This is a genomic window from Natrinema salsiterrestre, assembly GCF_029502005.1.
Lineage (GTDB): Archaea > Halobacteriota > Halobacteria > Halobacteriales > Natrialbaceae > Natrinema > Natrinema salsiterrestre.
The window spans coordinates 23,084-44,502 of the sequence record NZ_JAMQOT010000017.1; the positions used below are offsets into that span (position 1 = coordinate 23,084).

Genomic DNA, 21,419 nt, shown 5'->3' on the forward strand with positions numbered 1-21,419 from the left:
GTCCATGACGATGTCCATGTCGTGTTCGATGAGAACGAGCGTAACGTCTGCTGCGATATCTTCGATCAGTCCGACCGTTTCTCTCGTCTCTTCGGGACTCATACCCGCCGTTGGCTCGTCCATCAACAGCAAGTCCGGATCCGAAGCGAGTGCAATCGCGATCTCGAGGTGGCGCCGTTGGCCGTACGAGAGGTTAGCGGCGGGCGTCTGCGCGACGTCGGCCAGCTGGACCCGCTCGAGGACGCGCTCGGCGTCGGCGATCGGTTCCTCGAGCGAATCGTGGTGCCTGAGGAAGTCCGTCGGTTTGAATCCGGTGTACCGGGCCTGAGACGCAAGCCGGACGTTTTCGATCGTCGTCAGTTCATCGAAGAAATTCGTTATCTGGAACGACCGAACGATTCCGTCTCGCACGATTTCGTGCGGCGGTTTTCCGTCGATTCGTTCACCCCGGAAACGGATCTGTCCGTCAGTCGGGTCGTACTTTCCGGTGAGGAGGTTGAACAACGTCGTCTTTCCGGCACCGTTCGGGCCGATGATCGAGGTGATCCCATCGGCGTGGATCTCGAGCGAGACGTCGTCGATCGCAGTCAGCGGCCCGAACTGCTTCGTGAGTGCGTCGGTCCGAAGCGCCACGTCGTCTGTCGATCGCTCCCCGGTCGCGTTTCGATCGGCGAGCTCGTCCGCGTTGCCTCGTATCGTCATCCTCTCACCTCTTGAAGGTAATTCCTGAGGGCTCGTTTCGCGTTGTCGAGCGCGGCACGGGGATCGTTACGCACGGCGATGATCATTCCGGCGAGTCCGCGCGGTGCGAAGATGACCACCGCGACGAATATGCTTCCGAGAATGATCTCCCAGCTCTCGACGCCGCCGAGTCGATCCTCGAGGAAGACGATGAGCCCGGCTCCGAGCATGGGTCCCCAGAGCGTTCCCATACCCCCGAGAAGCACCATGACGACGAGTTCACCGCTGACCGTCCAGTGGAGCAGTCCGGGTTCGGCGACGCTCTGAAACGGGACGTACAGCCCGCCGGCGAGGCCGGCGAATCCACCGCTGATCGAGAAGGCGATGATCTTGTACCGTCGGACGTTGTATCCGAGGAACTCGATGCGCTCCTCGTTCTCACGGATACCCTGGAGAACGCGCCCGAACGGCGAGTTGGCGAGCCGAACGAGGCCGGCGAGCGAGAGGGCCACGATGCCGAGGGTCAGGTAGTAATAATTCAGCCGGTTGCGGAAATCGATTCCGAAGAGTTCGTACAACTGAATTCCGATGAGACCGTTATCGCCGCCAGTGATCATCGCCGTATCGAGGATCATCGCCGGAAGGTCCGTGAACGTCGCTACGTATATCATCTGTGCGAACGCCAGCGTCAACATTGCGAAGTATATCCCGCGCGCTCTCACACTGAGCCATCCGATGAGCGCCGCGGTGAGTACGCCGACTAGCATCGCCGTCGGCAACACGACGAGCGCGCTCGCCGTCACCTCCCTAATCAATAACGCCGCGGCGTAGCCGCCGGCCCCGAACATCGCCGCGTGGCCGAACGAGAGCAGCCCCGCGTATCCGAAGATGAAGTCGAGGCTTAGTGCCAGGAGGGCGAACACCAGCATCTGAACCAGTAGGTACACCCAGAAGGGTTGGATCGAGTAGGCGATCGGCCCGGCCACGGCGAGGGTCCCGATTCCAAGTGCCACCGCGAGGCGTCCTCGTTTGGAGAGAATCTGATTTCCTGTCTGTGAAGTCGTGCGCTGACCGATAACGTCGAGTATTGTTTTTGCTTTCATTTAGGTCGCCTCCGTTGCACCGAAGAGTCCGTTCGGTCTGACCATCAGTACGCCTGCCATCAGCACGAAGAGGAATATCTCCGTCAGCGTCGACGCGACCAGTGCGCCGAACGAACTGACCAGCCCGATCAACAGTGCCGTGTAGATCGCGCCGCGGAAACTTCCCAGACCGCCGATGACGACGATCACGAACGCCTCGATGATGATACCGAACCCCATTCCCGGATTGACCGAGCGGGAGACACCGAGGAGTACACCCGCGAACCCGGCGAGGACGGCGCCGAACACGAAGACCCCGGTGAACACCTTCGAAACGTCGATCCCGAGCGCATCGACCATCTCCGAGTCGTGGGCACTGGCCCGCATGAGGATACCGAGATCGCTCCGCTCGACTGCGAGCCAGATGACGCCGATTAGAAGCGTACTGACGACGAGGACGAACAACCGGTACATCGGGTAATCGAACGAACCGATAGTCAGTGTTCCCGCCAACGATGCCGGTTCCGCGATCTGTTTGGTCTGGCCGCCCCAGAGCTCTACCACGGCACCCTGGATCATAATCGCGAACCCGAAGGTGAGCAGGATGTGATAGAGCGGATTTCGGTCGTAGAGCGGCCGCAGCGACAGGACTTCGATCGCGACGCCGACGACACCGACGAACAACGGGGCGAGCAGGAGGGCGAGCCAAAAGCTTCCCAATGTGCTCGCGACCACCCATCCGAAATACGCTCCGAGCATGTATAACGCGCCGTGTGCGAAGTTGATCACGTCCAGCATCCCGAAGATGAGCGTCAATCCGGTCGCGATCAGGGCGAGCGTCATACCGTACTGGATCCCCAGCAACGCCGTCCGGACGATCGTCTCAACCATGGTATTTTCGTTTCGCTTTCGGTGAGTTCTCGGTTCCACGTTCCAGCCGGACTGGATCGCGAACCCTCTGGTAGTTTCGAGGGATCATATTAGTTGAGGCTACATCCCCACGACGGGCTCTCGACCTGTTCGATCGTGTTGACGACCTTGTTTTCGACGGGGACTTCCCCATCGCTTTCGACGACCTCTCGGACGTGGAGATCCTGAATCGGTTCGTGGGTCTCGGGATCGAACCGGAATTTCCCGCGCGGACTCTCGAGTTCCATCCCGCTGAGCGCGTTCGCCATCTCGTCCGGGTCCGAGCCGCCGGCTTCCTCGACGGCGGCAGCGAACGCCTGTGCGGAGTCGTACCCCTGGCAGGCGTAGACGTTGGCCGAGCTATCGTACGCGTCGGTGTAGGCCGAGACGAACTGCTGGTTTCGTTCGGCTTCCCGAGTCGGGGTGTAATGAAGGAGTGAATACATCCCCATCGCCGCTTCACCCTGTGCGGGAAGCGTATCCTCCGACAGCAGGAATCCGCTTCCGGTCTGGGTCATTTCTTCGTTGAGGCCGTAGTCGGTGAAAGCCGTGACGTAATTGACGGCATCGCTCCCCGCGAAGAACGAAAACACCGCATCCGCACCGCTGTTTTCGATCTCCGTGAGATACGACGAGTAATCGTCGGTTCCCAACGGTGCGCCGACTTCCCCGACGACCTCGCCGCCCGCCTCCTCGAACGCCTCCGAGAAGAAATTCTTCGAATTCTGCCCGAACGCGTAATCCGCGTACGCCAGACAGACGTTGTCTGCGACGTTGTTGTAAACCCACTCCGCCAGCGGCGCGCTCGTCTGCCAGTCGTTGAACGACGTTCTGAAGTGATAGTTCAGGCAGCCCTGCTCCGTCACGCGATAGTCGCCGGCGTTCGCGTTCAGCCAGATCGCGCTCGATTCGTTCTTGATGGTATCCATCATCGCCATCGCGACGGCGCTCGAGACCGGCCCGACGATCGCGTCCGCCTGCTCTTCGACCAGCAACTCGCGCGTTACGGAGACGCCGCGATTGGTGTCCGCCTCCGTGTCGCGCTCGACGGTCTCGACTTCCTCGCCGTTTATTTCGCCGTCGTTTTGCTCGAGGTACATATCGAACCCGTTGACGATGCTCTCGCCGAGCATGGCGTACGTGCCGCTAAACGGAAGTGCGAATCCGACTGTCAATCCGCTGCCACCGCCGCTGCCACCGACACAGCCGCCCAGTGCAGTCGCCGCACCCACCGCTGCACCGCTTGCCAGATATTGTCGTCTCGATACCGTCTCTATCGCGGAGCGGTCGCTTTCGCTCCGATTGCTACGCTTACCCATGGCTCTGAGAACCATACACTTCCGTGTGATCGTATCATATATATAAATTCCGGTCATATGAACGGGAGACGTATCGGGTTCTCCACTACCGCAACCACTATTTATATATTAGCTGTCAGTATTCGGTAACACATGGCAGCGAGCAGAGAACCACTAGACGTTGCAGTCTCCCGTATCGACGCTGGAAGTACGGTCGCCGCCGGACTCGCGCTGGAGCACTCAATCCCGTTTGCCGTGGGGCACGAATTGCTTCGCCAAGGCGTCAACGATCTGTCCGTGATCGGCCCGATCAGCGATTTGCTCTTCGATCAACTGATCGGCGATGGGGCGGTGTCCGAAGTCCGTGCGGCATGGGTCGGAAACGTCAGCGCCGGAACCGGGTATCGGTTCAGAGACGCGGTCGAATCCGGGGAGGTAACAGTCGAAAATCACTCCAATTTCAGTATCGCGCTCGCACTCGAGGCCGGCGCGATGGGCGTCCCGTACCTACCCACGCGCTCTCTCCTCGGGAGCGATATCTTCGAGCAGAGCGACCAGTTCGTCGAGACCGCCGATCCGTTCGAAGGGGAACAAATTGCACTCGTCCCCGCCATCGAACCGGATTGGGCGATCGTACACGCCCAGCGGGCTAGCCCGCACGGCGACGTCCACCTGTGGGGCAATACCGGGATCGTCGAGCCGGCGGTCGGTGCGGCCGAGAACGTCCTAGTCACCGCCGAGGAGATCGTCGATCCGGATGTGATCAAGAGCGACCCGAGCAGAGTCGCGATCACTCGCGAGCAGGTCACGAGCGTCGTCGAATGCCCGTTCGGTGCACATCCGTCACCGGTTGCCGGCCACTACAATCGAGACAACGAATATTATCTCCGGTACAACCGACAAACGGAGACCGAGAGCGGGTTCGAGGACTGGGCCAGCAAGTGGGTGTACGGCGTCGCCGACCGCGACGAGTACGCGACGCTCGTCGACGCGGACCTCGAGATAACCAGCCCGACCGTCGCTGCGGAGGTCCAGTATGGCCAGTGATCGATACACGGACCGCGAGCTGATGGTCACCACCGCCGCACGGGAGATCGAAGACGGTGATACCGCGTTCGTCGGAATGCGGCTCCCGCTGATCGCGTTTCAGGTCGCGGTCAGTACGCATGCCCCAGATGCGATGGCGGTCTACGAGAGCGGTGTCGTTCGGGACTCCCCCGCCGACGGATTCATTCACACGATGTGTGACCTCCCGAACCTGGATCGAGCGGTCGCGACGACCGACATGATAGACATCATGTCCAGACTCCAGCGCGGCGACATCGATGTCGGCTTCCTCGGCGGCGCCGAGGTCGATCGCTACGGAAACCTGAACACAACTCGGGTGAACGGCGAAGGCGAAGACATCCGCCTACCCGGTAGCGGCGGTGCCTGCGATATCGCGTGTATGGCCGAACGGACCGTCTTGCTTATGCCACACGAACCGCGCCGGTTCGCCGAGGAAGTCACGTACGTGACGAGCCCCGGATACGCCGACGACGGCAACGGCCGCAACAACCATCCCGCGCCCGGCGGCGGACCGAGCGCGCTCGTCACCTCGAAGGCGACGTTCGGGTTCGACGAGCGCGGCGAACTCTACCTGCGTAGCGTACACCCCGGTGCGGACGTCACGGACGTACTCGCGGCCTTCCCGTGGGAGGTGCGGACGGCCGAGGACGTCGGCGAGGGGGTTGTAGAGACGACTCCTGAGCCGACCGACGAGGAACTCGAGTTGGTCCGAACGTTCGATCCGGACGGGTTCTGGACGTAACGTAGCAGCGTCACCCGTCCAATTACACTCGAAATTGCCGTTGTACGGAACATAGCCGATCGAAACGAGCCGACTGCATCCGAATCGTTTGCGACGAACGTTCTCCTGACGGATGTCTTCGGAACGCATCCGAAGACGCTACTCGTCAGCGCACTACTCGCCAAGCCAGCGGATCCGACGATCCATTTCACAGTAAACGAACTCACGTGTCACCGGACTCGAGGAATCGACCGTCGAAACTCACGTCACGGACCTCGAATCGATTGGCGTCGTCACTGAGAGAGGCGAACTCGAGGGCGTGACGCCGGTATCGACGCCATTCGACGTCCAGCCGACGTACGCTTTGAGGATGAGTCGAAACGAGACGACGGCGACTAGTCGCCGAAACGTCCCACCTCGAAACGGCATGATTTTTATAATACCGTCAAACGAAGGAACCGATAAGTATATGATTTAAAGCTATGATGGAGTACCCGTATGCAGGATACTATCACGGAAGAGTATCTGCCGAACGAAGAGATCGCTCCGGAGTACGTCCATTCGCTTCCGGAGCTCCATTACCCGAACCAGATCAACGTGGTCGATGAACTGGTCGACCGCCACATCCGCGAGGGCCGCGGCGACAACGTCGCAATCTACTTCGAGGATCGGGAGATCACGTACGAAGAGTTACAGGAGAAAGTAAACCGGATGGGGAACGCGCTTCGCGACCTCGGCGTCGAGGCCGGCGATCGAGTCGTCGTCCGGTTCCCGAACCGTCCCGAGGCGATCGTCTCGTGTCTGGCCGTCCAGAAGATCGGCGGGGTCGCCCTCCCGTCGATGAAACTCCTTCGGGCGAAGGAACTCGAGTACATTATCAACAACGCCGAAGCGTCGGCCGTCGTCGTCTACGACGACCTCCTCGACGAAGTCGAGAACGCGCTGCCCGAACTGGAGACCGTCGACGATGTCGTCGTCGCCGAACGGAACGGAGTCGATCACAGCTATCACAGTTACGACGAGCTGCTCGACGACGCCGACGATGAGCTCGAGGCTTACGAGACCGAATGCGACGATCTCGCGTTGATGCTGTATACGAGCGGAACGACCGGGCGACCCAAGGGTGCGATTCACACCCACCGGAACGTGTTGGCTACTGCGGACTCGTACGCGCGGTACTGTCTCGACCCGACCGAAGACGACGTCTTCGGCGGCAATCCGCCGCTTCCGTTCGCGTACGGATACGGCGACCTCGTGACGTTCCCGCTTCGGTTCGGTGCGAGTACGAGTCTCGTCGAAGACGCCGATCCCGGCGATCTCCTGGAAGCAGTCGAAAATCACGGGACTTCGATCCTCTGTTCGATCCCGACTGGATTCAACCAGATCCTTTCCCAGCATCCCGACGGATCCGACGAGTACGACGTCTCGTCGCTTCGGCTCGGACTCAGTGCGGGTGAGCCGTTGACGCCCACGACCTTTGAAAACTTCAAATCCGAATACGGAATCGACCTCCTCGACGGTATCGGGACGACGGAGATGCTGCACATCTTCATCAGTCACCGCCACGACGAGGAGATCGATCCGAGCGCTACCGGTTATCCGGTTCCCGGATACGAGTGTAAGATCATCGATCCCGATACCGGTGAGGACCTCGAGCGCGGCGAACCGGGGCTCCTCGCGGTCCGCGGTCCGACCGGGATCGCATACTGGGACCGGCCGGAAAAGCAACTCGAGGTGAACGAGGACGGCTGGTCGGTTCCGGGCGACATCTTCGTCCAGCGCGAGGATGGTCGACTGGAGTACAAGTCACGGAGCGACGATCTCATCATCTCGAGCGGCTACAACATTCCCGGCCCCGAGGTCGAGGCAGTCCTCGAAGAACACGATTCCGTTTCCGAGGTCGCAGTCGTCGGAAGTCCGGACCATCAGCGCGGTGAAATCGTGAAAGCGTTCGTCGTGCTGAACGGTGGCGCATCCGATAACGACGAGCTCGTTACGGAGCTCCAAAATCACGTGAAGAATACTCTCGCACCGTACAAGTATCCGCGCGAAGTTGAGTTCACGGAGTCCCTCCCCCGGACTGAGACTGGCAAGATCCGTCGAACAGAACTGCGTGAACGGGAGCGACAGTAAGAACGCCTATCGAGCAGTAGATTCACGACGCATCACCTTCGATTCCACTGGCGGTTGCTGTGGTTTACGGACGCGCGTTCTATGTCCGGACCGCATTCTGTTGGTTTTGGACGGGATTCGCGTATCTCGATGCTGGGCACCTTATCAGGGTTGTAACGGACTAGATACGACGCCATTCTCGGCGGTCCTTATTTAATGTCGACGGAACGCGTATGCGAATAACGTATACATTATACGTATTCGGGGTTGCATCAGTATATCCTCGCAGACGACGATCGTGCTTGAAACCGATTGAGGATTACAGAAGTACGAGTGTAAATAGAATGGATCGCTACTCGCTCTATGAGAATGCCAATGGCGGAATCACTCCCAGGAATTTTACATAGGTACTTATGTAAATACACGGCCGATTCTTGTTCTCTGGACGTATACGCTGAGCGTATACACAAGAGGGTGCAGCAACGATCGAATGGCTCGCGGACTCTAGTTCCAAGCGGATATTCTTCCGCTATCCGTGACCAAACGGTCACGAATTGTCAACACTGGCAGAAAAAGACGTCCGAACCGAGCGATCGCACTAATTCACGGACTTTCGTCCGTTCGGATACGGAGGTCCGATCGAGGCTTAGCGATGCAGGTCAACGCGTACCCTTCCTCTTTTTCGCTATCGGAGAGGAACATCCCCTCCGTCTGCTCGACGACGCCTTCCTCGACGATCATGCTACAGCATACTCCACAGACCCCCATCCGACATTGGTAGGGCGGTGTGAGTCCAGCCTCTTCCGCTGCCTCGAGGATCGGCTTATTGGCCGGCACTTCGATCGTCTGTTCCTCGTCGACGAATTCGACAGTGTAGCTCTCGACCATTGCTCACTGCTCCCGACCGACCGACCGTTCGAAGACGTGTTCGACCGGTTCGAAGTCGTTCGATTCGTAGAATGCTTCTGAGGACTCGTCGCCGTGGATAACATCGACTCGGTAGAAGTCGATGTCCTTCGGCGACGAGGTGAACCATTCGTGGACTTCGTCCAGCAACGCAGCACCGACACCGTTGCCCCGGTGCTCTTCGGCGACGAAGTGGCCGTTAATATAGCCGTGATCCTGAAGACGGAAAATGGGATGATTGCCCATGATACGCGCCTCGAGAACGCCGACGAGTTCGCCGGACTCCTCGTGCTCCGCGACGATGACGGTCCCGTATTTCGAATCGAGCAGCTGATTCTCGAAGTACTGAAGCCACCGATCGTCGGCGCTTTCCTTGTGTTCGTACCGATCGTCGTGTTTCGAGAGGTGACTCGTGAATCCGTGCCACAGCTCCAGCAATTCCGTACCATCGTCTAGGGTCGCCTGTCGTATCTCGTACGCCATGCACTACAGTCAGAGTTGGACTACCAAAAAATGCGGTGGTAAGTCGAGTAGATTTGTCAATAACACCCACGCGATCGGCTCGACGATTCGGTCGTAATCGCAGAATGGGCTCGCCACGCGCGATACGGATCGGATAGCCGGCGCGATCAATTGACGGTCTCGACACGCCTTCGTCCGTCTGCGTTTCGCTATCGGTCCCGATTGTCAGCGGAATCGCACTCACCGTACCATAGTCGTTCGATGCGGTCACGAAATAATTGATCAATCGAGGAGTAGATACACGAAGCGTATACAGAAAACAATTATAACCTTGGAGTAGGAAGGTACTATTGGAAGATCAGAGCTATGCCAACAGAGAAGCAATTCAAGAAAGAGCTGCAGAACGGTCGAATGATCGAATCAACCGAAGAGATGACTGATGGATACAAGAAGGCGCTCAAACAGATCCTGATAGTCTCAGGCGACACCGAGCTGATGAGCGCACCCGCGTACTACGACCAGTCGCTCAACGCCCCGTCGCTCGACGCACGTGCATCGTGTATCAGCGTCATTCAGGACGAACTCGGTCACGGTCACATCGCTTACCGACTGCTCGAGGACCTCGGTGAAGATCGCGAGGAACTCATTTACGAGCGCGAACCACACGAGTTCCGCAATACCTACGGCTTCGACCAGCACATCGATAACTTCGCGGAGCTCGTGACGGCTCACGGTATGTTCGATCGGGCGGGGATCGTTCTGCTCAGCGACATTCATGAGAACACCTCCTACGCGCCGTGGAAGCGCGCGCTCACGAAAGTGAGCAAGGAGGAACAGTTCCACCTCCGTCACGGCGAGACGTGGATGCGCCGACTCGCGAACAACAGCGAGAAGACCAAACGGCAGCTCCAGGAAGCGGTCGACTGGATGTTCCCGATGGGCGTCGAGTGGTTCGGGATGCCCGACGACAAAAAGAAACACGACGACCAGCTCGAGTATCGCATCAAGGGCAAGTCCAACGACGAACTCCGACAGGACTGGCTCTCCCGTGCGCTACCGCTCATGAACGAGCTCGATCTCGATGTCCCCGCTCACTATGACGAGGACAGCGACGAGTACGTCCTCGACTACGACATGCCTGTCGCGTTCGACGAGGACAACAAGGAATGGCGATTCGACGAATCGATCTCGTGGTCGGATGTCATGGACCGATGGCGGTCTCGCGGCCCGGCCAACGAGAAATACGTCAATCTGATCCAGTCCGGCAAAGTCGACGTCGAGGTCTAAGATGTCGAGTGCACGCTCGGAGCGCAACGGACCGGCGGACACCTCGCTGAGCAGTGAGTTCGTCGAGGAACGTCGAGCCGACGCATCGCCGTTCGAACAACGACTGTGGGACGTCCTCGACGAGATTCCGGACCCACACATCCCGGTTAGCCTCGTTGAAATGGCGATGGTCTACGACGTCACCGAAGACGACGGTCACGTCTCCGTCGAGATGACGTTCCCCTGTATGGGCTGTCCGGCTTACGACATGATCCACAACGACATCGAGAGCTGCCTGGCAGTGATCGACGGCGTCGATGACGTCGACGTCGACGTCGTCTGGGATCCCGTCTGGTCGAAGGAGTTGCTCACCCAGGAAGTCCGTGACAAGATGAACGAGTCCGGCATCAGCCTCTAACCACTCATGAAATACGAAGTATTCGCACGAATCAACCAAGGTGACGATACGATACATATCGGTAACGTCACCGCGAAATCGGATCGGCTAGCAAAGATGTACGCACACAACACGTTCGACGAAGAGGATTGGGATCGGCTCGTCGTCGTCCGGGAAGACGACGTCCTGGAAGTGACCGACGGGTCGAAACCAGAACTCGAGGTGGCGACCAATGAGTGAGTGGCCCGACCCTGCGATCGACTACGTGCAGGCGATCACTGATACGAAACTCATCCTCGGCCATCGGTACGCCCAGTGGAGTCTTTCGGGACCCACACTCGAGGACGACATCGGCGGTGCGAGCGCCGCCCAAGAGGAGATCGGCCACGTGCGCCAGCTCATGCGCGAACTGGAAGCCCAGGGACGCGATGTCGACTGGCTCAGCGGCTCACGCGAACCGAAGGAGTTCGCCAACGCCGCATGTCTCGATCAGATCGACGGTACGTGGTCTTCGTACATGGCCTCGATCGCACCTGCCGATCGCGCCGCGTGGTATCTGCTCGACGCAATCGATCAGGACGATCTCGAGGGACTGATCACCAAGATGGGCGAAGACGAGTACTTCCACCTCGAATATCACGACGCTCGCCTCGAGACCCTCGCCGACGATGATCCCGAAACGGTCCAACGGACCCTCGAGGAGACGCTGCCCCAGGCACTCGCGCTCATCGGTCCGGCAGCGTACGACGAGGACGAGGATCCGCTGTACGATGCCGGCTTCACGGATCGGCCGATCGCCGAGATCCGGGAGTCGTTCGCCGACCACTACCGGGACCTGTTCGCGGACACGGACGTCTCGCTCACGGACGTCGACTGGGAAGCGCCCGCGCTCGATGACTGGGACGAAACTCGCCGTCGGATTGGTACCGGCGCGGTCGCTGAGACGGACGTGAAACAGATCCGCGGCGAAGAGAACCAGCTGTTCGCAATGAATTGATTCCGATGAACGACCAACGCTCAGAACGGGCCGTGATGTGTCCGTTCTGTGATTCAGAGGACACGGAACAGGAGTCTGCCTTCGGAAGCGAAATTTCGAAGACGCAGTACTACTGTAACGACTGCAATACGGTATTCGAACGAATCAAATACGACGGAGCGAATCCGGACACTGGTCGATAGACGACCCCAGCTGACGTATAGTTCGCCCTCCCTCCCCATAGCATTCGCTATATTCAGGCCTTCTACTTGCCGATTTCAGTATGATTGGGAAAGATTAATATAGTGGGGTGCCAATTGGTGTCCTGTATGCAACTCCGATCGTTCGATGAACTCGACCTAGAGTTCTTCACGACAGAAGTGAACAATCACGTCGGTATCCTCCGGCTCGACCGACCACCGGCGAACGCACACGATATCGACGTCCTCCTCGAACTCCAGCGGGCCGTCGAGTCCATCCGATTCGACGAGAACGTCCGAGCCGTGCTCTTCGGCAGTGAGAATGACACGTTCTTCTCGACCGGGTTCGATATCCAGGAGCTCGCCGATGAATCCGGGCGTCAGGTCGGCTATGCGAGCCAGACGAGCAAGGAGGTCATGATGAAGATCCGTTCGACCGACACGATCTTCATCGCGATGGTGAACGGTCACTGCATGGGCGGCGGTCTCGAACTCGCACTCGCCTGTGACTTCCGATACATTGGTAACGACGAGAGCTACAACATCGGGATGCCAGAGATCAGCCTCGGTCTCATCGCCGGCGAAGCGGGAACCCAGCTGCTCCCCCGCTACATCGACCGTTCCGAGGCGCTCGAGATGATGCTTACCGGCGACACGTTCACACCGGAAGAAGCGACCGAGAAGGGCATCTTCGACAAGATCTTCCCGCCGGAGGAAATCGAGAACGCCGCCTTCGAATTCGCCGAAGAACTCGTCCAGAAGCCGAGCGTTGCGGTCGGCAACAACAAGTTGGCTGTCAACGAAGGGCTCGAGATGCCTCTTCAGGATGCGCTGACCCACGAGCGCGAACTCCAGAATCGACTGCTCGGGTCCGATGTTGCGGAGGAAGGCGTCAGTGCGTTCCTGAACGATCGTGAACCCGACTTCCTGGGCGTCGAGCTCGGTGACAAAGAACCAGGCGCGGAAGAGTAGCGATCACGCGGGCGATACCGGGCCATACCTCTGACAACAATTTTCAGTTTCATTTTTAGCCGTCGTAGCAATAGGTGCACGCGACAGCTACGTGCGATCTGTCGATAAGATCGTCTGCCGTGTCTCTCTGTCTCTGAACTACGGCGTCAATGACAAGCCGACCGGGTACGAGTCGACCGCCGGACGGTATCGGACCGTCTCTCCCTCGAGCCGCTCGACGATCTCGAGTGCGGCGAGTCGTTGCAGGTGCGCGGCCGCCTCGCCTGCACCGAATTTCGCGTGAATCCCCTCCATCTCACCGAACAACTGTCTCGCTACCTCCCACGGGGTCGTTTCCGCCGCCTCGACAGTCGAGATCGCTTGAAAGGCTGCTTCGGCGCGTTCCCGATGGTGACGTCGCACGTCAGCGATCGCTTCCGCGATAGCGATTTGCGTTCCGTGACCGGGATTCCCGTACTGCCGTGTTGATTCGAGCCGGCTCACCGACGAGAGATACTTGCCGAGCGGATCCTCGAGCCGAGTATCGCTTCCGCCGACGTTCGGCGTATACGTCGGCAAAAGGAGGTCACCGAGGAAGACCGCTTCACCCGTTCGCAGCGAAACGTGACCGCCCGTATGGCCCGGTGTATGAACGAATTCGATACCGGCGACGGTGTCGCCGTCCTCGTGTCGGACCACGGGAAACGAGTCCGGGAGCGGCGACGGCGTATCACCACGAAGAACGTCGTCTCGGATCGATTCCGGGAGTCCCCACCGCTCGAGTACCCGTCGGTCGCGACGGAGTCGCCGTTCCCGGGCCGTCGCGTATTCACCGATCAGTGGCGCATCATCGTGATGGGCGTGTACCGATGCGTTAGCGCGATCCGCGAGACGGGCCGTCAGACCGGCGTGGTCGATGTGCCAATGAGTCACGAAGACGTGAGCGACGTCCTCGAGGGCCAGGTCGGCATCTGCAATTCCATCTCGGAGTGCAGTCCAAGCCGCGTCTGACGGCGGACCGGGATCGATGACGACCCCGCGTTCCGGAAGGACGTATGCGCTGTTCGTTCCCTCCGGTGATCCCTCGCCGACCGAAATACGAACCGCGTCACTCACGGACATCGTTCACTCCCTGTTCGCCGAGCAGTTCCTCGAGTCCCAGCTCTTCCCACCGCTCGACGAGCGATTCAAGCACGTTCTCGGAAAACGTCGTCTCGAAGGTCACTCGAGGGGCGATGTATTCTTCGTCCCACCGCGGATCCCACGTGGCGTTGATGTAGAGTCTGGAGCCGTTCTCATCGGCGGAACGATAAACGGGTGCCGCAGCACTCGACGCGTTCGGCTCGCTGAAGACCCAATCGTTGGCGGGATGGGCTTTGACCCACATATCGTCGATCGCTCGAGCGAGGTTCGTCGGATCGGCTTGTTCGTCAAGGACGAGTACTTTGTCGAACAGTTTGGAAAACGAAAACATCGTGTTCGCCAGCTGCCATTCGAACCCCGCGTACAGGATTTCGCTCGAAACGATACACAGACCGAGCCGTCCTTCGACCGGGATCTGGATCCACTTGACTGGCGAAACGCCCCAGTAGTTGTTGACTCGACGGAGAAGTTTCGCCGTCTCGACGAGACACGTGAGGTGCAGATCATCAGTAAGCGGCTCGCCGAGCGGGGTGAATGGGACAATCGCTTGTTCGCGGAGCGCAATCGACTCGGTTTCGACGTCGACGGTCGCCGTATCGCACGTCAGTTCCCACGCTGCCTTCGGACCGTTTTCGTTGTCCGCCATTGGCTTTTCGACGATGCTCATCCGCCCGTCGATGCGGGCTTCGGCGTCCGCCGGGACGATCCTTGATCCAACCGCTGCCATCGATACGTCGGTCAATCCGGCGGCCAGTTCCGGAACGGTCGGTGACGGCTGAACCTGGGTCCATCCCTGGAGGGCAGCGACGAGGGACGCTGCCGAGACGCCGAAGACGACGCTCGCATCGGACTCCTGAGTACACCACTCGGCGAACGATGCGGGGACAGAGAGCCGGAGTTTCTTGCTCCGCTGCGTCACTCCCCTGATCGGGGCCCAGGTCGTGACGCCGTCTTTCTCGACGACGAGGAGGCCGAGAGAGACGAGCGGCGATCCGTCGTCGGTCGTTGGCAACCCGAGATCGTAAATGTCCATATCGTCACGGACGGTCGTTGCCACCTCGTCGGTCAGGTAGTCGTCGACGTCGACGGACTCCTGCCGTACCAATCGTTCGACCAATTTACTATACGAACAGTCCGCTCCGAGGTCAAGCGCCTGCGTGATTCTCTGCCACGGTTGTTGATCGATTCCAGCGAACTGATCAGCGCCCCCGTAGACGCCACTCGCGAGCCGTATCTCACCGGACGTGTTCTCGAACAGCGTTACGGGACAGTTGTGCCGTATCGCCTCGCTCGCGACCTCGGCGGCCGCTCCGTCCCAGTGGACGCGTTCCGTCACCGAGACCAGATCGTTCGTTTCGCGGAGTCGTTCGAGGTGCTGTCTTACCGATGACATTACGATCCCTCCCCCGGGTCGACGAACGGGAGACTATTCGGGTCGACGCCCGCTCGTTCGAGTGTTTTTTGGGCTCGATACCTCCGTTCGACGTCGGTCGTCTCTCGCACCGCTTTCCCTTCTCCCCCGCTGGTCGCATCGATGTACGCCTTTGCCGTCTTCGCCTTCGACGTTCCGGTCTGAACGTCGCCTTTCTCGGTCGGCGTCTGATAGATGTTCAGTGGTACCTTCGGCATGGTTTCGACGCCGAACTGGTGAAAGTCCGTATCCGGGTCCGCGTGCAGGGTGAGCGCCTCGAGCACTTCCCGCTGATTTAGCGGATTGACGTCCGCGTCGACGAATATGAAAAAGTCGACGTGTAACATTCCCCACGTCGTGAAGATGAAATTCGCCATATCGTGCAGGTAACTCGGATTGTTCTTCTCGGTCGAGATCGCATACACTGTTCTCGGTGTCGACTTCCACGGGGCACAGCACTCGACGTCGAATCCGGCCGTTCGAAGTCCGAGCGTCGCATCCGGACCGACACAGCCGATCTCCATCGAGCTGGTTGCGTTCTCCGAATGCCCGACGCCGGTCCCCTCGACACAGAACGGGAGTATCGGGTTCTCTTGATGGGTGATAGCCGACACTCGGAACAGTGGCATCGATCGTCTGGGGCCGTGCATGTACCCGAAGTAATCGCCGAACGGACCTTCGTCCCGCCGTTCGTTCGGGAGGATTTCGCCCTCGATAACGAGCTCCGCCGTCGCCGGAACTCGGAGGTCGTTGGTTTGGCAGGGGACGAGTTCGACCGGTTCCTGTTTCAGACCGCCCGCGTACTCCGCCTCGTTTCGGCCCGTCGGAATCCACATCACGGACGTGTACTGAACGGCGGGCTCTACACCGACCGCGATCGCGACCGGCATCGGCTCGTTCCGCCGTTCGTACTTGTAGTAATACAGATTCGGCGTCTGTTCTCCGGCTAATAGGAGAACGCTGCTTGTCTCGCTATCGTGGATCATCGATCGGTGGTACGACCAATCGACCCACTCGGAATCGGGGTCCGGCGCGATGAGCGTGTGAAGATTCGAGTAGCGACCGCCGTCGCCCGCGTGAATGTACGGCCACGGGAAATCCAGCAGGTCGACATCGTCGTCCGTCCGAACGACGTCCTTACAGGGCGCATCATCCGCGGAGACGGTTTCCGGTTCTATCGGATTCTTCAATCGCTCGATCACCGACTCGTAGTATTCCCTGTAGGAGAGATCCGGAGGGAGTCCCAGTCCGAGCGCGATCCGATCCCAAGGTCTGCGCTGAGATCCCCGGTATGGATCACCGACGAGTCGTGCCGTTTCGACGTTTTCAAACAGCGGCACCCGGCTGTCTTCTTCGTTCAATAGCATCGTAACGGCACTGGCTTCCAGATTCCACGAAACCGGTTCAGAGATACGATGGAGATCGTCGCGCATTTCGAGCGTCTGGAGATACTGACGAAGGCTGCTGACCGTCATCGGTGATCGTGCAACTCCTCGGCCAGTTCACTCCGTTCCGACTGTATTTTGAGATCGATGTACTCGCTGACGAGTTCGGGATACGTATCGGAAAGGTACTCAAGCATGATCGTTCGACTCGCCTCGGAGACGGACTCGTACTCTCCTTTTTCGGTGAGATACTGGAGTAGTGTCTTTACTTCCTCCGATCGAGTATTGATGACCGTCGATTGGTTCTGAATGTCCGTCAGCGTCGATTCCAGTAACTCGGCGTCGATCAGGTCGCCGCTGTCCGTCTCGAGGATATCGATGTACCACTCCTCTTCAGTGTTTTCGTGGGGCCCCTTTACGACGGTTAGCGTGTCCGGATCGGCGAGGGTATCCGGATCCCTGTCGATTTTAGCGCGAATGTCGAAGATCTCTTTCGTTTCCTCGTCGCTCACCTGCAACTGGATCTCCTCCCCTTTCGGGTCATCCGGTAGGTTGCTTTCGGACGTGATGTACTTTCCTGCCATGCGCGTTGCCAACTATTGGTATCCCCTCCAAATAAAAACCCTACTTAGTATTTCGAACACATTTCGCGAGGTCGAAGAGCGTACTGTGAATGGGACATCATTTAGGGACCGACTCACCGAATGAACTCCTCGACAGATTGTCTGTGGGTCGTACACGACGTATCCCGTAAACAGTAAAAGGGATTTGGTGGGAGCGAATACCGAGATATATGGCAGATACCGACCACAGAACAGTCTATCTCGAGGATATCGAAGCGCAAACGACGATCGACTGTGGTGAAATAACCGTTTCCGCGGACGATATCATCGAGTTCGCAGAACAGTTCGATCCGCTCGAGATCCATACCGATCCGGAGACAGCATCGGAGAGCCGATACGACGGCCTCATCGCGAGCGGCTACCACACGCTTTCGCTGTCGGTTCGCCTGCTCGTCGAAGAGGTCCGAAGCGAGCGGGCCGTCGTCGCCGGACTCGGTATCGACGACGTCCGATGGCACGAGCCGGTTCGGCCGGGAGACACCCTGGCAGTCGAGACGACGGTCACCGAAACGCGACCGTCCGAGAGCGATCCGAACACTGGTATCGTCCGCGAACGAATCTCGGTGACGAATCAGTCGGGGGCCGAAGTACTCTCGCTCGAGAACCACGAATTGGTCGAACGGCGCAGTTCAGTGACGTGAACCAGTCGGACCGGATCCGTTTCTTCGAGAAAGTAGTCGGCGGCCGCCTCGAGATTACCGCTCCAGGAACGCGTTCACACCGTCCTCGTGCTCCGGCGTGCCGTACGCGAGTGATTGCGTGCGGAGTTCGTGGTCCAGCGCCTCCCGCCAGTACCGGCCCATGTTTTCGTGAATCGCACGTTTCGTCAATCCCAGCGTCGTCGTCGGACGCTCCCCAAGCGTTTCGAGGAGTTCGTCGACGGTCGCCTCGAGGTCGCCGTCCGGGACGGCTTCGTTTATCAGTCCGATATCAGCGGCTTCGGCAGCGGAAATGAACTCGGCGGTCAAGGCCAGCTGTTTCGCGGTGCGGAGACCGACGAGTTGCGGAAGCAGGAATGTCCCACCGGTATCAGGAACGAGTCCGACTCGAGCAAATGCACAGCTAAACGACGCGGAGTCGGCGGCGTACGCAAAGTCGCTGACGGCGGTTACCGCGAGGCCGGCACCGACTGCATCGCCGTTGACCTTCGCGACGATCGGAACCTCGGACGTCAGTGCCGCTTCGACGACTCGGCCGAGCGTCTCGGTCGTTCGATCGAACGATTCTTTTGGGGTCTCATCACGTTCGGCCATCGCCTCGAGGTCGCCACCGGCGCTGAACGCGTCGCCCTCGCCGGTGAGCACGATGGCGTCGTACCCGTCGGTATCGGCGCCGTCGATGGCGTCGGCTAACGATTCGGCCGCCTCGGCTGTAAATGCGTTCAGCGATTCGGGTCGGTCGAACGTGACCGTTCGCACGCCGCTCTCGTCTTCGACGATCATACGTAACCAATTCCACCTCGGCTGTTAAATTTTGCTAGACGTGTGACCATCGTCCCACGGTCTATAGCAGCCATCTCCGGTCGAGCCGGCTCGATCTCGAGTCAGAAGGAGTTAATTCGGCGGCGACCCATCGGTGTACTGTGACACAGACGCGCGATCACGTTATCCGGATTGATCTCTCGGCGCGGACGGTTCATCGCCAGCCCGTTCCGGAGCGGTGGCGTCGGCAGTTCCTCGGCGGTAAAGGGCTCGGCGCTCGATACCTGTACGAAGAACTGGGGGCGGCTACCGATCCCCTGGGACCGGACAACCTGCTTGGGTTCATGCTCGGTCCACTGTCAGGCTACCTCCCTGGGGATACACGATACGCCGCGGTCACGAAATCGCCGCTCACCGGTGGATTTCTCGACTCCTACGCCGGCGGGCAGTTCCCCGCTCGTCTCGCGGGGGCCTGTCCGGACTGTCTCGGCGTTCTCGTGACGGGACAGGCGGACTCGCCGGTCGCGATCCTGATCGACGAGAGTGAAATCGAGATCACCAGTGCAGACGATCTCGTCGGGGCTGACGTCGAGGCCGTCACAGATACCTTTCCCGACGCCGCCGTAGCGTGTATCGGCCCGGCGGGGGAATCGCTGGTCAGGTATGCATCTATCGCGTCCGACGGTGGGGACCACCACGCCGGTCGAGGCGGTGCGGGTGCGGTTATGGGCTCGAAGAACCTCCAGGCGGTCGTCGTCCGCGGTGATCCGATTCGACCGACCGGCGATCTCGAGAAACTACACCGACGGTACGCCGAGGCGTATCGAGATCACGACACCGGCCGCTGGTTGCGTGCGGGAGCGACGATCGAGAGCCTCGATTTCGCCGACGAAACTAGAATGCTCGCTACTCGAGGATGGCAGGAGACGGCGTTCGACGGGAGCGATGCGATCGGCGTCGAGGCCGCCAGCGCGGCCGCCCACGAGCGGGAGTATCCCGACGAAGACCATCCCGGAGGATTCCGTATCGAAACCGACGACGGTGAAACCGTCCCGCGCGGCGGGGCCGCGATGACATTAGGTGCAGGGCTCGGAATCGACGACTTCGAGGACATCGCGGCGCTCGGAGCGCGCTGCGATCGCCTCGGGCTTGACGTGATCAGTGTCGGGAACGCCATCGCGTGGGCGATACGAGCGACCGATGCGGGACACGTCGACTGCGATGTCTCGTTCGGGAACGCCGACGCCATCGCGGCGCTGTTAGACCGGATCGCGACGCGCGAGGGGCCGGTCGCGGACGCGCTGGCCGACGGCGTCGCCGTCGCGGCCGACCGCTACGGCGGCGAGGCGTTCATTCCGACCGTGAAGTCGATGGCGGTCCCGTCGTATGATCCGCGCCGCGCCGGTAGCATGGCGATCGCGTACGCGACGAGCGATCGAGGGGCCTGCCACCGTCGTGCGCGCCCGTTCGAGCGAGAGGCTTTCGACGGGGAGTGGTCGCTCGAAAAGCAGGTTCGGGCGGTCGTCACTGCACAGAACGCGCGCTCAGCCCTCTGGAGTCTCCCGACGGATGACTTCCTCGGCGAGGTATTCGACGATCTGGGCGCGGAGTGGCTCGCCGCGCTCGGACGGACGGACGACGCCAGTGATCTCTACCGGCTGGGCGAACGAGTGTGGACGCTCGTTCGGTTGTTCAACGTCCGTGAGGGATTCGATCGGGCAGATGATAGCCTCCCGCCGGTCTTTCGTGAGCCGACTGTCGACGGACGGAAGAGCTATATCGACCCGGACGAGTTCGAGCGAGCACTTGATCGCTACTATGGCGCTAGGGGATGGGGACCGAACGGTCGGCCACTCGCCGACACACTCGCCCGACTGAAACTCGACGACGTCGTCGACGACGAGACGCCGCTCGGCACTCCGTCAACGGACGGTTCAGACGGCTTATCCGCGAGCGACCGCCACGATGCGTGACTCGAACCGGCCGCCGGTAGGTTACCGAAGCTCCATCTTTTCCGCGCGTTCAACTGCGAGCTCGGTGATCTCGCTGACGGAACTATCGGAACGGTCCGCGAGCACGCGGAGCAACATGCCGAGCTGAATCGCGGCCGTCTCTCGGAGTTCCGCCGCTTCCTCCGTATCGTTACCGAAGTAGTACTCGTGGCGACCATCGTCGTGGATGAGCCCGGTGTATACGGATCGGAGATCGTCTTCAGTAACTGCCTCGGCCGCTTGTTCCTGAACGTCGTCGAATTGCGGATGCATTATCGTCCCATCGATCCGTTCGATGTACCCTCAAAGCTTCGATACCGATTCAACCGATGATTCAGACGACAGACTTCGGTCGTCGGCATCATATCGGGACTCGTGTTCTCCTGTCGATGGCTATCTCGAGTTCGGTCACTGTA

Annotated in this window: 22 protein-coding genes and 1 pseudogene; 11 read left to right on the forward strand and 12 right to left on the reverse strand. The window is 59.7% G+C overall.

What is annotated here, in order from left to right:
* Positions 1-101: 101 nt before the first annotated feature.
* The 4 genes and pseudogenes from NDI89_RS23440 to NDI89_RS23455 all read right to left on the reverse strand — a co-directional run.
* Positions 102-702: pseudogene (locus NDI89_RS23440) on the reverse strand (ABC transporter ATP-binding protein); the annotation flags it as partial.
* Positions 699-1,694, reverse strand: coding sequence for a branched-chain amino acid ABC transporter permease (locus tag NDI89_RS23445; RefSeq protein ID WP_277525293.1), 996 nt, complete (start codon positions 1,692-1,694; stop codon positions 699-701). The gene NDI89_RS23445 and the pseudogene NDI89_RS23440, both read right to left, overlap by 4 nt.
* A 90-nt stretch (positions 1,695-1,784) precedes the next feature.
* Positions 1,785-2,654, reverse strand: a complete 870-nt coding sequence (locus tag NDI89_RS23450; RefSeq protein WP_277525295.1) for a branched-chain amino acid ABC transporter permease — start codon at positions 2,652-2,654, stop codon at positions 1,785-1,787.
* A gap of 89 nt (positions 2,655-2,743) precedes the next feature.
* Positions 2,744-3,991: an ABC transporter substrate-binding protein gene (locus NDI89_RS23455; protein ID WP_277525297.1), complete on the reverse strand. Its 1,248-nt coding sequence runs from the start codon at positions 3,989-3,991 to the stop codon at positions 2,744-2,746.
* A gap of 132 nt (positions 3,992-4,123) precedes the next feature.
* Between NDI89_RS23455 and NDI89_RS23460 the strand changes: the two genes are divergently transcribed.
* From NDI89_RS23460 to NDI89_RS23470, 3 genes are all read left to right on the forward strand, one after another.
* Entirely contained in the window at positions 4,124-5,017 is an 894-nt protein-coding gene (locus NDI89_RS23460) for a CoA transferase subunit A (protein WP_277525299.1), read from the forward strand.
* Positions 5,007-5,780 (forward strand): CoA-transferase subunit beta, encoded by a 774-nt coding sequence (locus NDI89_RS23465; protein WP_277525301.1) that lies wholly within the window; start codon positions 5,007-5,009, stop codon positions 5,778-5,780. Before NDI89_RS23460 ends, NDI89_RS23465 begins: the two co-directional genes overlap by 11 nt.
* A 477-nt stretch (positions 5,781-6,257) precedes the next feature.
* Entirely contained in the window at positions 6,258-7,892 is a 1,635-nt protein-coding gene (locus NDI89_RS23470; protein WP_277525304.1) for an acetate--CoA ligase, read from the forward strand.
* A 582-nt stretch (positions 7,893-8,474) separates the two neighbouring features.
* Here NDI89_RS23470 and NDI89_RS23475 read toward each other — a convergent pair.
* Together NDI89_RS23475 and NDI89_RS23480 are read right to left on the reverse strand one after the other, a co-directional pair.
* On the reverse strand, positions 8,475-8,759 hold the full coding sequence (locus NDI89_RS23475) for a 2Fe-2S iron-sulfur cluster-binding protein (RefSeq protein WP_277525305.1): 285 nt from the start codon (positions 8,757-8,759) through the stop codon (positions 8,475-8,477).
* Positions 8,760-8,762: 3 nt separating this feature from the next.
* Complete coding sequence (locus NDI89_RS23480; protein WP_277525307.1) at positions 8,763-9,260, reverse strand: GNAT family N-acetyltransferase; 498 nt, start codon at positions 9,258-9,260, stop codon at positions 8,763-8,765.
* A 390-nt stretch (positions 9,261-9,650) separates the two neighbouring features.
* On the opposite strand from NDI89_RS23480, the gene NDI89_RS23485 reads away from it, so the two are divergent.
* The 6 genes from NDI89_RS23485 (at position 9,651) to NDI89_RS23505 (ending at position 13,050) form a co-directional block, all read left to right on the forward strand.
* Positions 9,651-10,526: a Phenylacetic acid catabolic protein gene (locus NDI89_RS23485; RefSeq protein ID WP_277525309.1), complete on the forward strand. Its 876-nt coding sequence runs from the start codon at positions 9,651-9,653 to the stop codon at positions 10,524-10,526.
* 1 nt (position 10,527) lies between these two features.
* Positions 10,528-10,923: a metal-sulfur cluster assembly factor gene (locus NDI89_RS23490; protein ID WP_277525312.1), complete on the forward strand. Its 396-nt coding sequence runs from the start codon at positions 10,528-10,530 to the stop codon at positions 10,921-10,923.
* A 96-nt stretch (positions 10,924-11,019) separates the two neighbouring features.
* Positions 11,020-11,142, forward strand: a complete 123-nt coding sequence (locus NDI89_RS24140) for a hypothetical protein (protein WP_307729515.1) — start codon at positions 11,020-11,022, stop codon at positions 11,140-11,142.
* Positions 11,135-11,899 (forward strand): Phenylacetic acid catabolic protein, encoded by a 765-nt coding sequence (locus NDI89_RS23500; protein WP_277525314.1) that lies wholly within the window; start codon positions 11,135-11,137, stop codon positions 11,897-11,899. The genes NDI89_RS24140 and NDI89_RS23500 overlap by 8 nt, the downstream gene beginning before the upstream one ends.
* A 5-nt stretch (positions 11,900-11,904) precedes the next feature.
* Positions 11,905-12,081 carry a PaaD-like zinc ribbon domain-containing protein gene (locus NDI89_RS24145; protein WP_425607779.1) on the forward strand — a complete coding sequence of 59 codons (177 nt, stop codon included), beginning with the start codon at positions 11,905-11,907 and terminating at the stop codon, positions 12,079-12,081.
* Positions 12,082-12,207: 126 nt separating this feature from the next.
* Positions 12,208-13,050: an enoyl-CoA hydratase/isomerase family protein gene (locus tag NDI89_RS23505; protein ID WP_277525316.1), complete on the forward strand. Its 843-nt coding sequence runs from the start codon at positions 12,208-12,210 to the stop codon at positions 13,048-13,050.
* 138 nt (positions 13,051-13,188) lie between these two features.
* Here NDI89_RS23505 and NDI89_RS23510 read toward each other — a convergent pair whose 3' ends face one another.
* The 4 genes from NDI89_RS23510 to NDI89_RS23525 are packed head-to-tail and all read right to left on the reverse strand — an operon-like array spanning position 13,189 to position 17,552.
* The gene (locus NDI89_RS23510) at positions 13,189-14,151 is read right to left on the reverse strand and encodes an MBL fold metallo-hydrolase (RefSeq protein ID WP_277525318.1); all 963 of its coding nucleotides are present in this window, start codon (positions 14,149-14,151) and stop codon (positions 13,189-13,191) included.
* On the reverse strand, positions 14,138-15,565 hold the full coding sequence (locus NDI89_RS23515; RefSeq protein WP_277525320.1) for a UbiD family decarboxylase: 1,428 nt from the start codon (positions 15,563-15,565) through the stop codon (positions 14,138-14,140). The genes NDI89_RS23510 and NDI89_RS23515 overlap by 14 nt, the downstream gene beginning before the upstream one ends.
* Positions 15,565-17,058, reverse strand: coding sequence for a UbiD family decarboxylase (locus NDI89_RS23520; protein WP_277525322.1), 1,494 nt, complete (start codon positions 17,056-17,058; stop codon positions 15,565-15,567). Before NDI89_RS23520 ends, NDI89_RS23515 begins: the two co-directional genes overlap by 1 nt.
* Positions 17,055-17,552, reverse strand: coding sequence for a hypothetical protein (locus tag NDI89_RS23525; RefSeq protein ID WP_277525325.1), 498 nt, complete (start codon positions 17,550-17,552; stop codon positions 17,055-17,057). The genes NDI89_RS23520 and NDI89_RS23525 overlap by 4 nt, the downstream gene beginning before the upstream one ends.
* Before the next feature lie 209 nt (positions 17,553-17,761).
* On the opposite strand from NDI89_RS23525, the gene NDI89_RS23530 reads away from it, so the two are divergent.
* Positions 17,762-18,232 (forward strand): MaoC/PaaZ C-terminal domain-containing protein, encoded by a 471-nt coding sequence (locus NDI89_RS23530; protein ID WP_277525327.1) that lies wholly within the window; start codon positions 17,762-17,764, stop codon positions 18,230-18,232.
* Between the two features lie 54 nt (positions 18,233-18,286).
* On the opposite strand, the gene NDI89_RS23535 is transcribed toward NDI89_RS23530, so the two are convergent.
* Complete coding sequence (locus NDI89_RS23535; RefSeq protein ID WP_277525329.1) at positions 18,287-19,033, reverse strand: enoyl-CoA hydratase/isomerase family protein; 747 nt, start codon at positions 19,031-19,033, stop codon at positions 18,287-18,289.
* 140 nt (positions 19,034-19,173) lie between these two features.
* On the opposite strand from NDI89_RS23535, the gene NDI89_RS23540 reads away from it, so the two are divergent.
* Positions 19,174-20,985, forward strand: a complete 1,812-nt coding sequence (locus NDI89_RS23540; protein WP_277525331.1) for an aldehyde ferredoxin oxidoreductase family protein — start codon at positions 19,174-19,176, stop codon at positions 20,983-20,985.
* 21 nt (positions 20,986-21,006) lie between these two features.
* On the opposite strand, the gene NDI89_RS23545 is transcribed toward NDI89_RS23540, so the two are convergent.
* Positions 21,007-21,276 carry a DUF8113 family protein gene (locus NDI89_RS23545; RefSeq protein WP_277525332.1) on the reverse strand — a complete coding sequence of 90 codons (270 nt, stop codon included), beginning with the start codon at positions 21,274-21,276 and terminating at the stop codon, positions 21,007-21,009.
* Positions 21,277-21,419: the final 143 nt, after the last annotated feature.

Coding starts and splice junctions, on each gene's coding strand:
- NDI89_RS23465 (WP_277525301.1), top strand. CDS start 5,007: ATGGCCAGTGATCGATACACGGACCGCGAGCTGATGGTCACCACCGCC.
- NDI89_RS23490 (WP_277525312.1), top strand. CDS start 10,528: ATGTCGAGTGCACGCTCGGAGCGCAACGGACCGGCGGACACCTCGCTG.
- NDI89_RS23545 (WP_277525332.1), bottom strand. CDS start 21,276: ATGCATCCGCAATTCGACGACGTTCAGGAACAAGCGGCCGAGGCAGTT.
- NDI89_RS23460 (WP_277525299.1), top strand. CDS start 4,124: ATGGCAGCGAGCAGAGAACCACTAGACGTTGCAGTCTCCCGTATCGAC.
- NDI89_RS24140 (WP_307729515.1), top strand. CDS start 11,020: ATGTACGCACACAACACGTTCGACGAAGAGGATTGGGATCGGCTCGTC.
- NDI89_RS23485 (WP_277525309.1), top strand. CDS start 9,651: ATGATCGAATCAACCGAAGAGATGACTGATGGATACAAGAAGGCGCTC.
- NDI89_RS23475 (WP_277525305.1), bottom strand. CDS start 8,759: ATGGTCGAGAGCTACACTGTCGAATTCGTCGACGAGGAACAGACGATC.
- NDI89_RS23515 (WP_277525320.1), bottom strand. CDS start 15,565: ATGTCATCGGTAAGACAGCACCTCGAACGACTCCGCGAAACGAACGAT.
- NDI89_RS23535 (WP_277525329.1), bottom strand. CDS start 19,033: ATGATCGTCGAAGACGAGAGCGGCGTGCGAACGGTCACGTTCGACCGA.
- NDI89_RS23505 (WP_277525316.1), top strand. CDS start 12,208: ATGCAACTCCGATCGTTCGATGAACTCGACCTAGAGTTCTTCACGACA.
- NDI89_RS23470 (WP_277525304.1), top strand. CDS start 6,258: ATGCAGGATACTATCACGGAAGAGTATCTGCCGAACGAAGAGATCGCT.
- NDI89_RS23530 (WP_277525327.1), top strand. CDS start 17,762: ATGGCAGATACCGACCACAGAACAGTCTATCTCGAGGATATCGAAGCG.
- NDI89_RS23500 (WP_277525314.1), top strand. CDS start 11,135: ATGAGTGAGTGGCCCGACCCTGCGATCGACTACGTGCAGGCGATCACT.
- NDI89_RS24145 (WP_425607779.1), top strand. CDS start 11,905: ATGAACGACCAACGCTCAGAACGGGCCGTGATGTGTCCGTTCTGTGAT.
- NDI89_RS23525 (WP_277525325.1), bottom strand. CDS start 17,552: ATGGCAGGAAAGTACATCACGTCCGAAAGCAACCTACCGGATGACCCG.
- NDI89_RS23520 (WP_277525322.1), bottom strand. CDS start 17,058: ATGACGGTCAGCAGCCTTCGTCAGTATCTCCAGACGCTCGAAATGCGC.
- NDI89_RS23455 (WP_277525297.1), bottom strand. CDS start 3,991: ATGGGTAAGCGTAGCAATCGGAGCGAAAGCGACCGCTCCGCGATAGAG.
- NDI89_RS23480 (WP_277525307.1), bottom strand. CDS start 9,260: ATGGCGTACGAGATACGACAGGCGACCCTAGACGATGGTACGGAATTG.
- NDI89_RS23450 (WP_277525295.1), bottom strand. CDS start 2,654: ATGGTTGAGACGATCGTCCGGACGGCGTTGCTGGGGATCCAGTACGGT.
- NDI89_RS23510 (WP_277525318.1), bottom strand. CDS start 14,151: ATGTCCGTGAGTGACGCGGTTCGTATTTCGGTCGGCGAGGGATCACCG.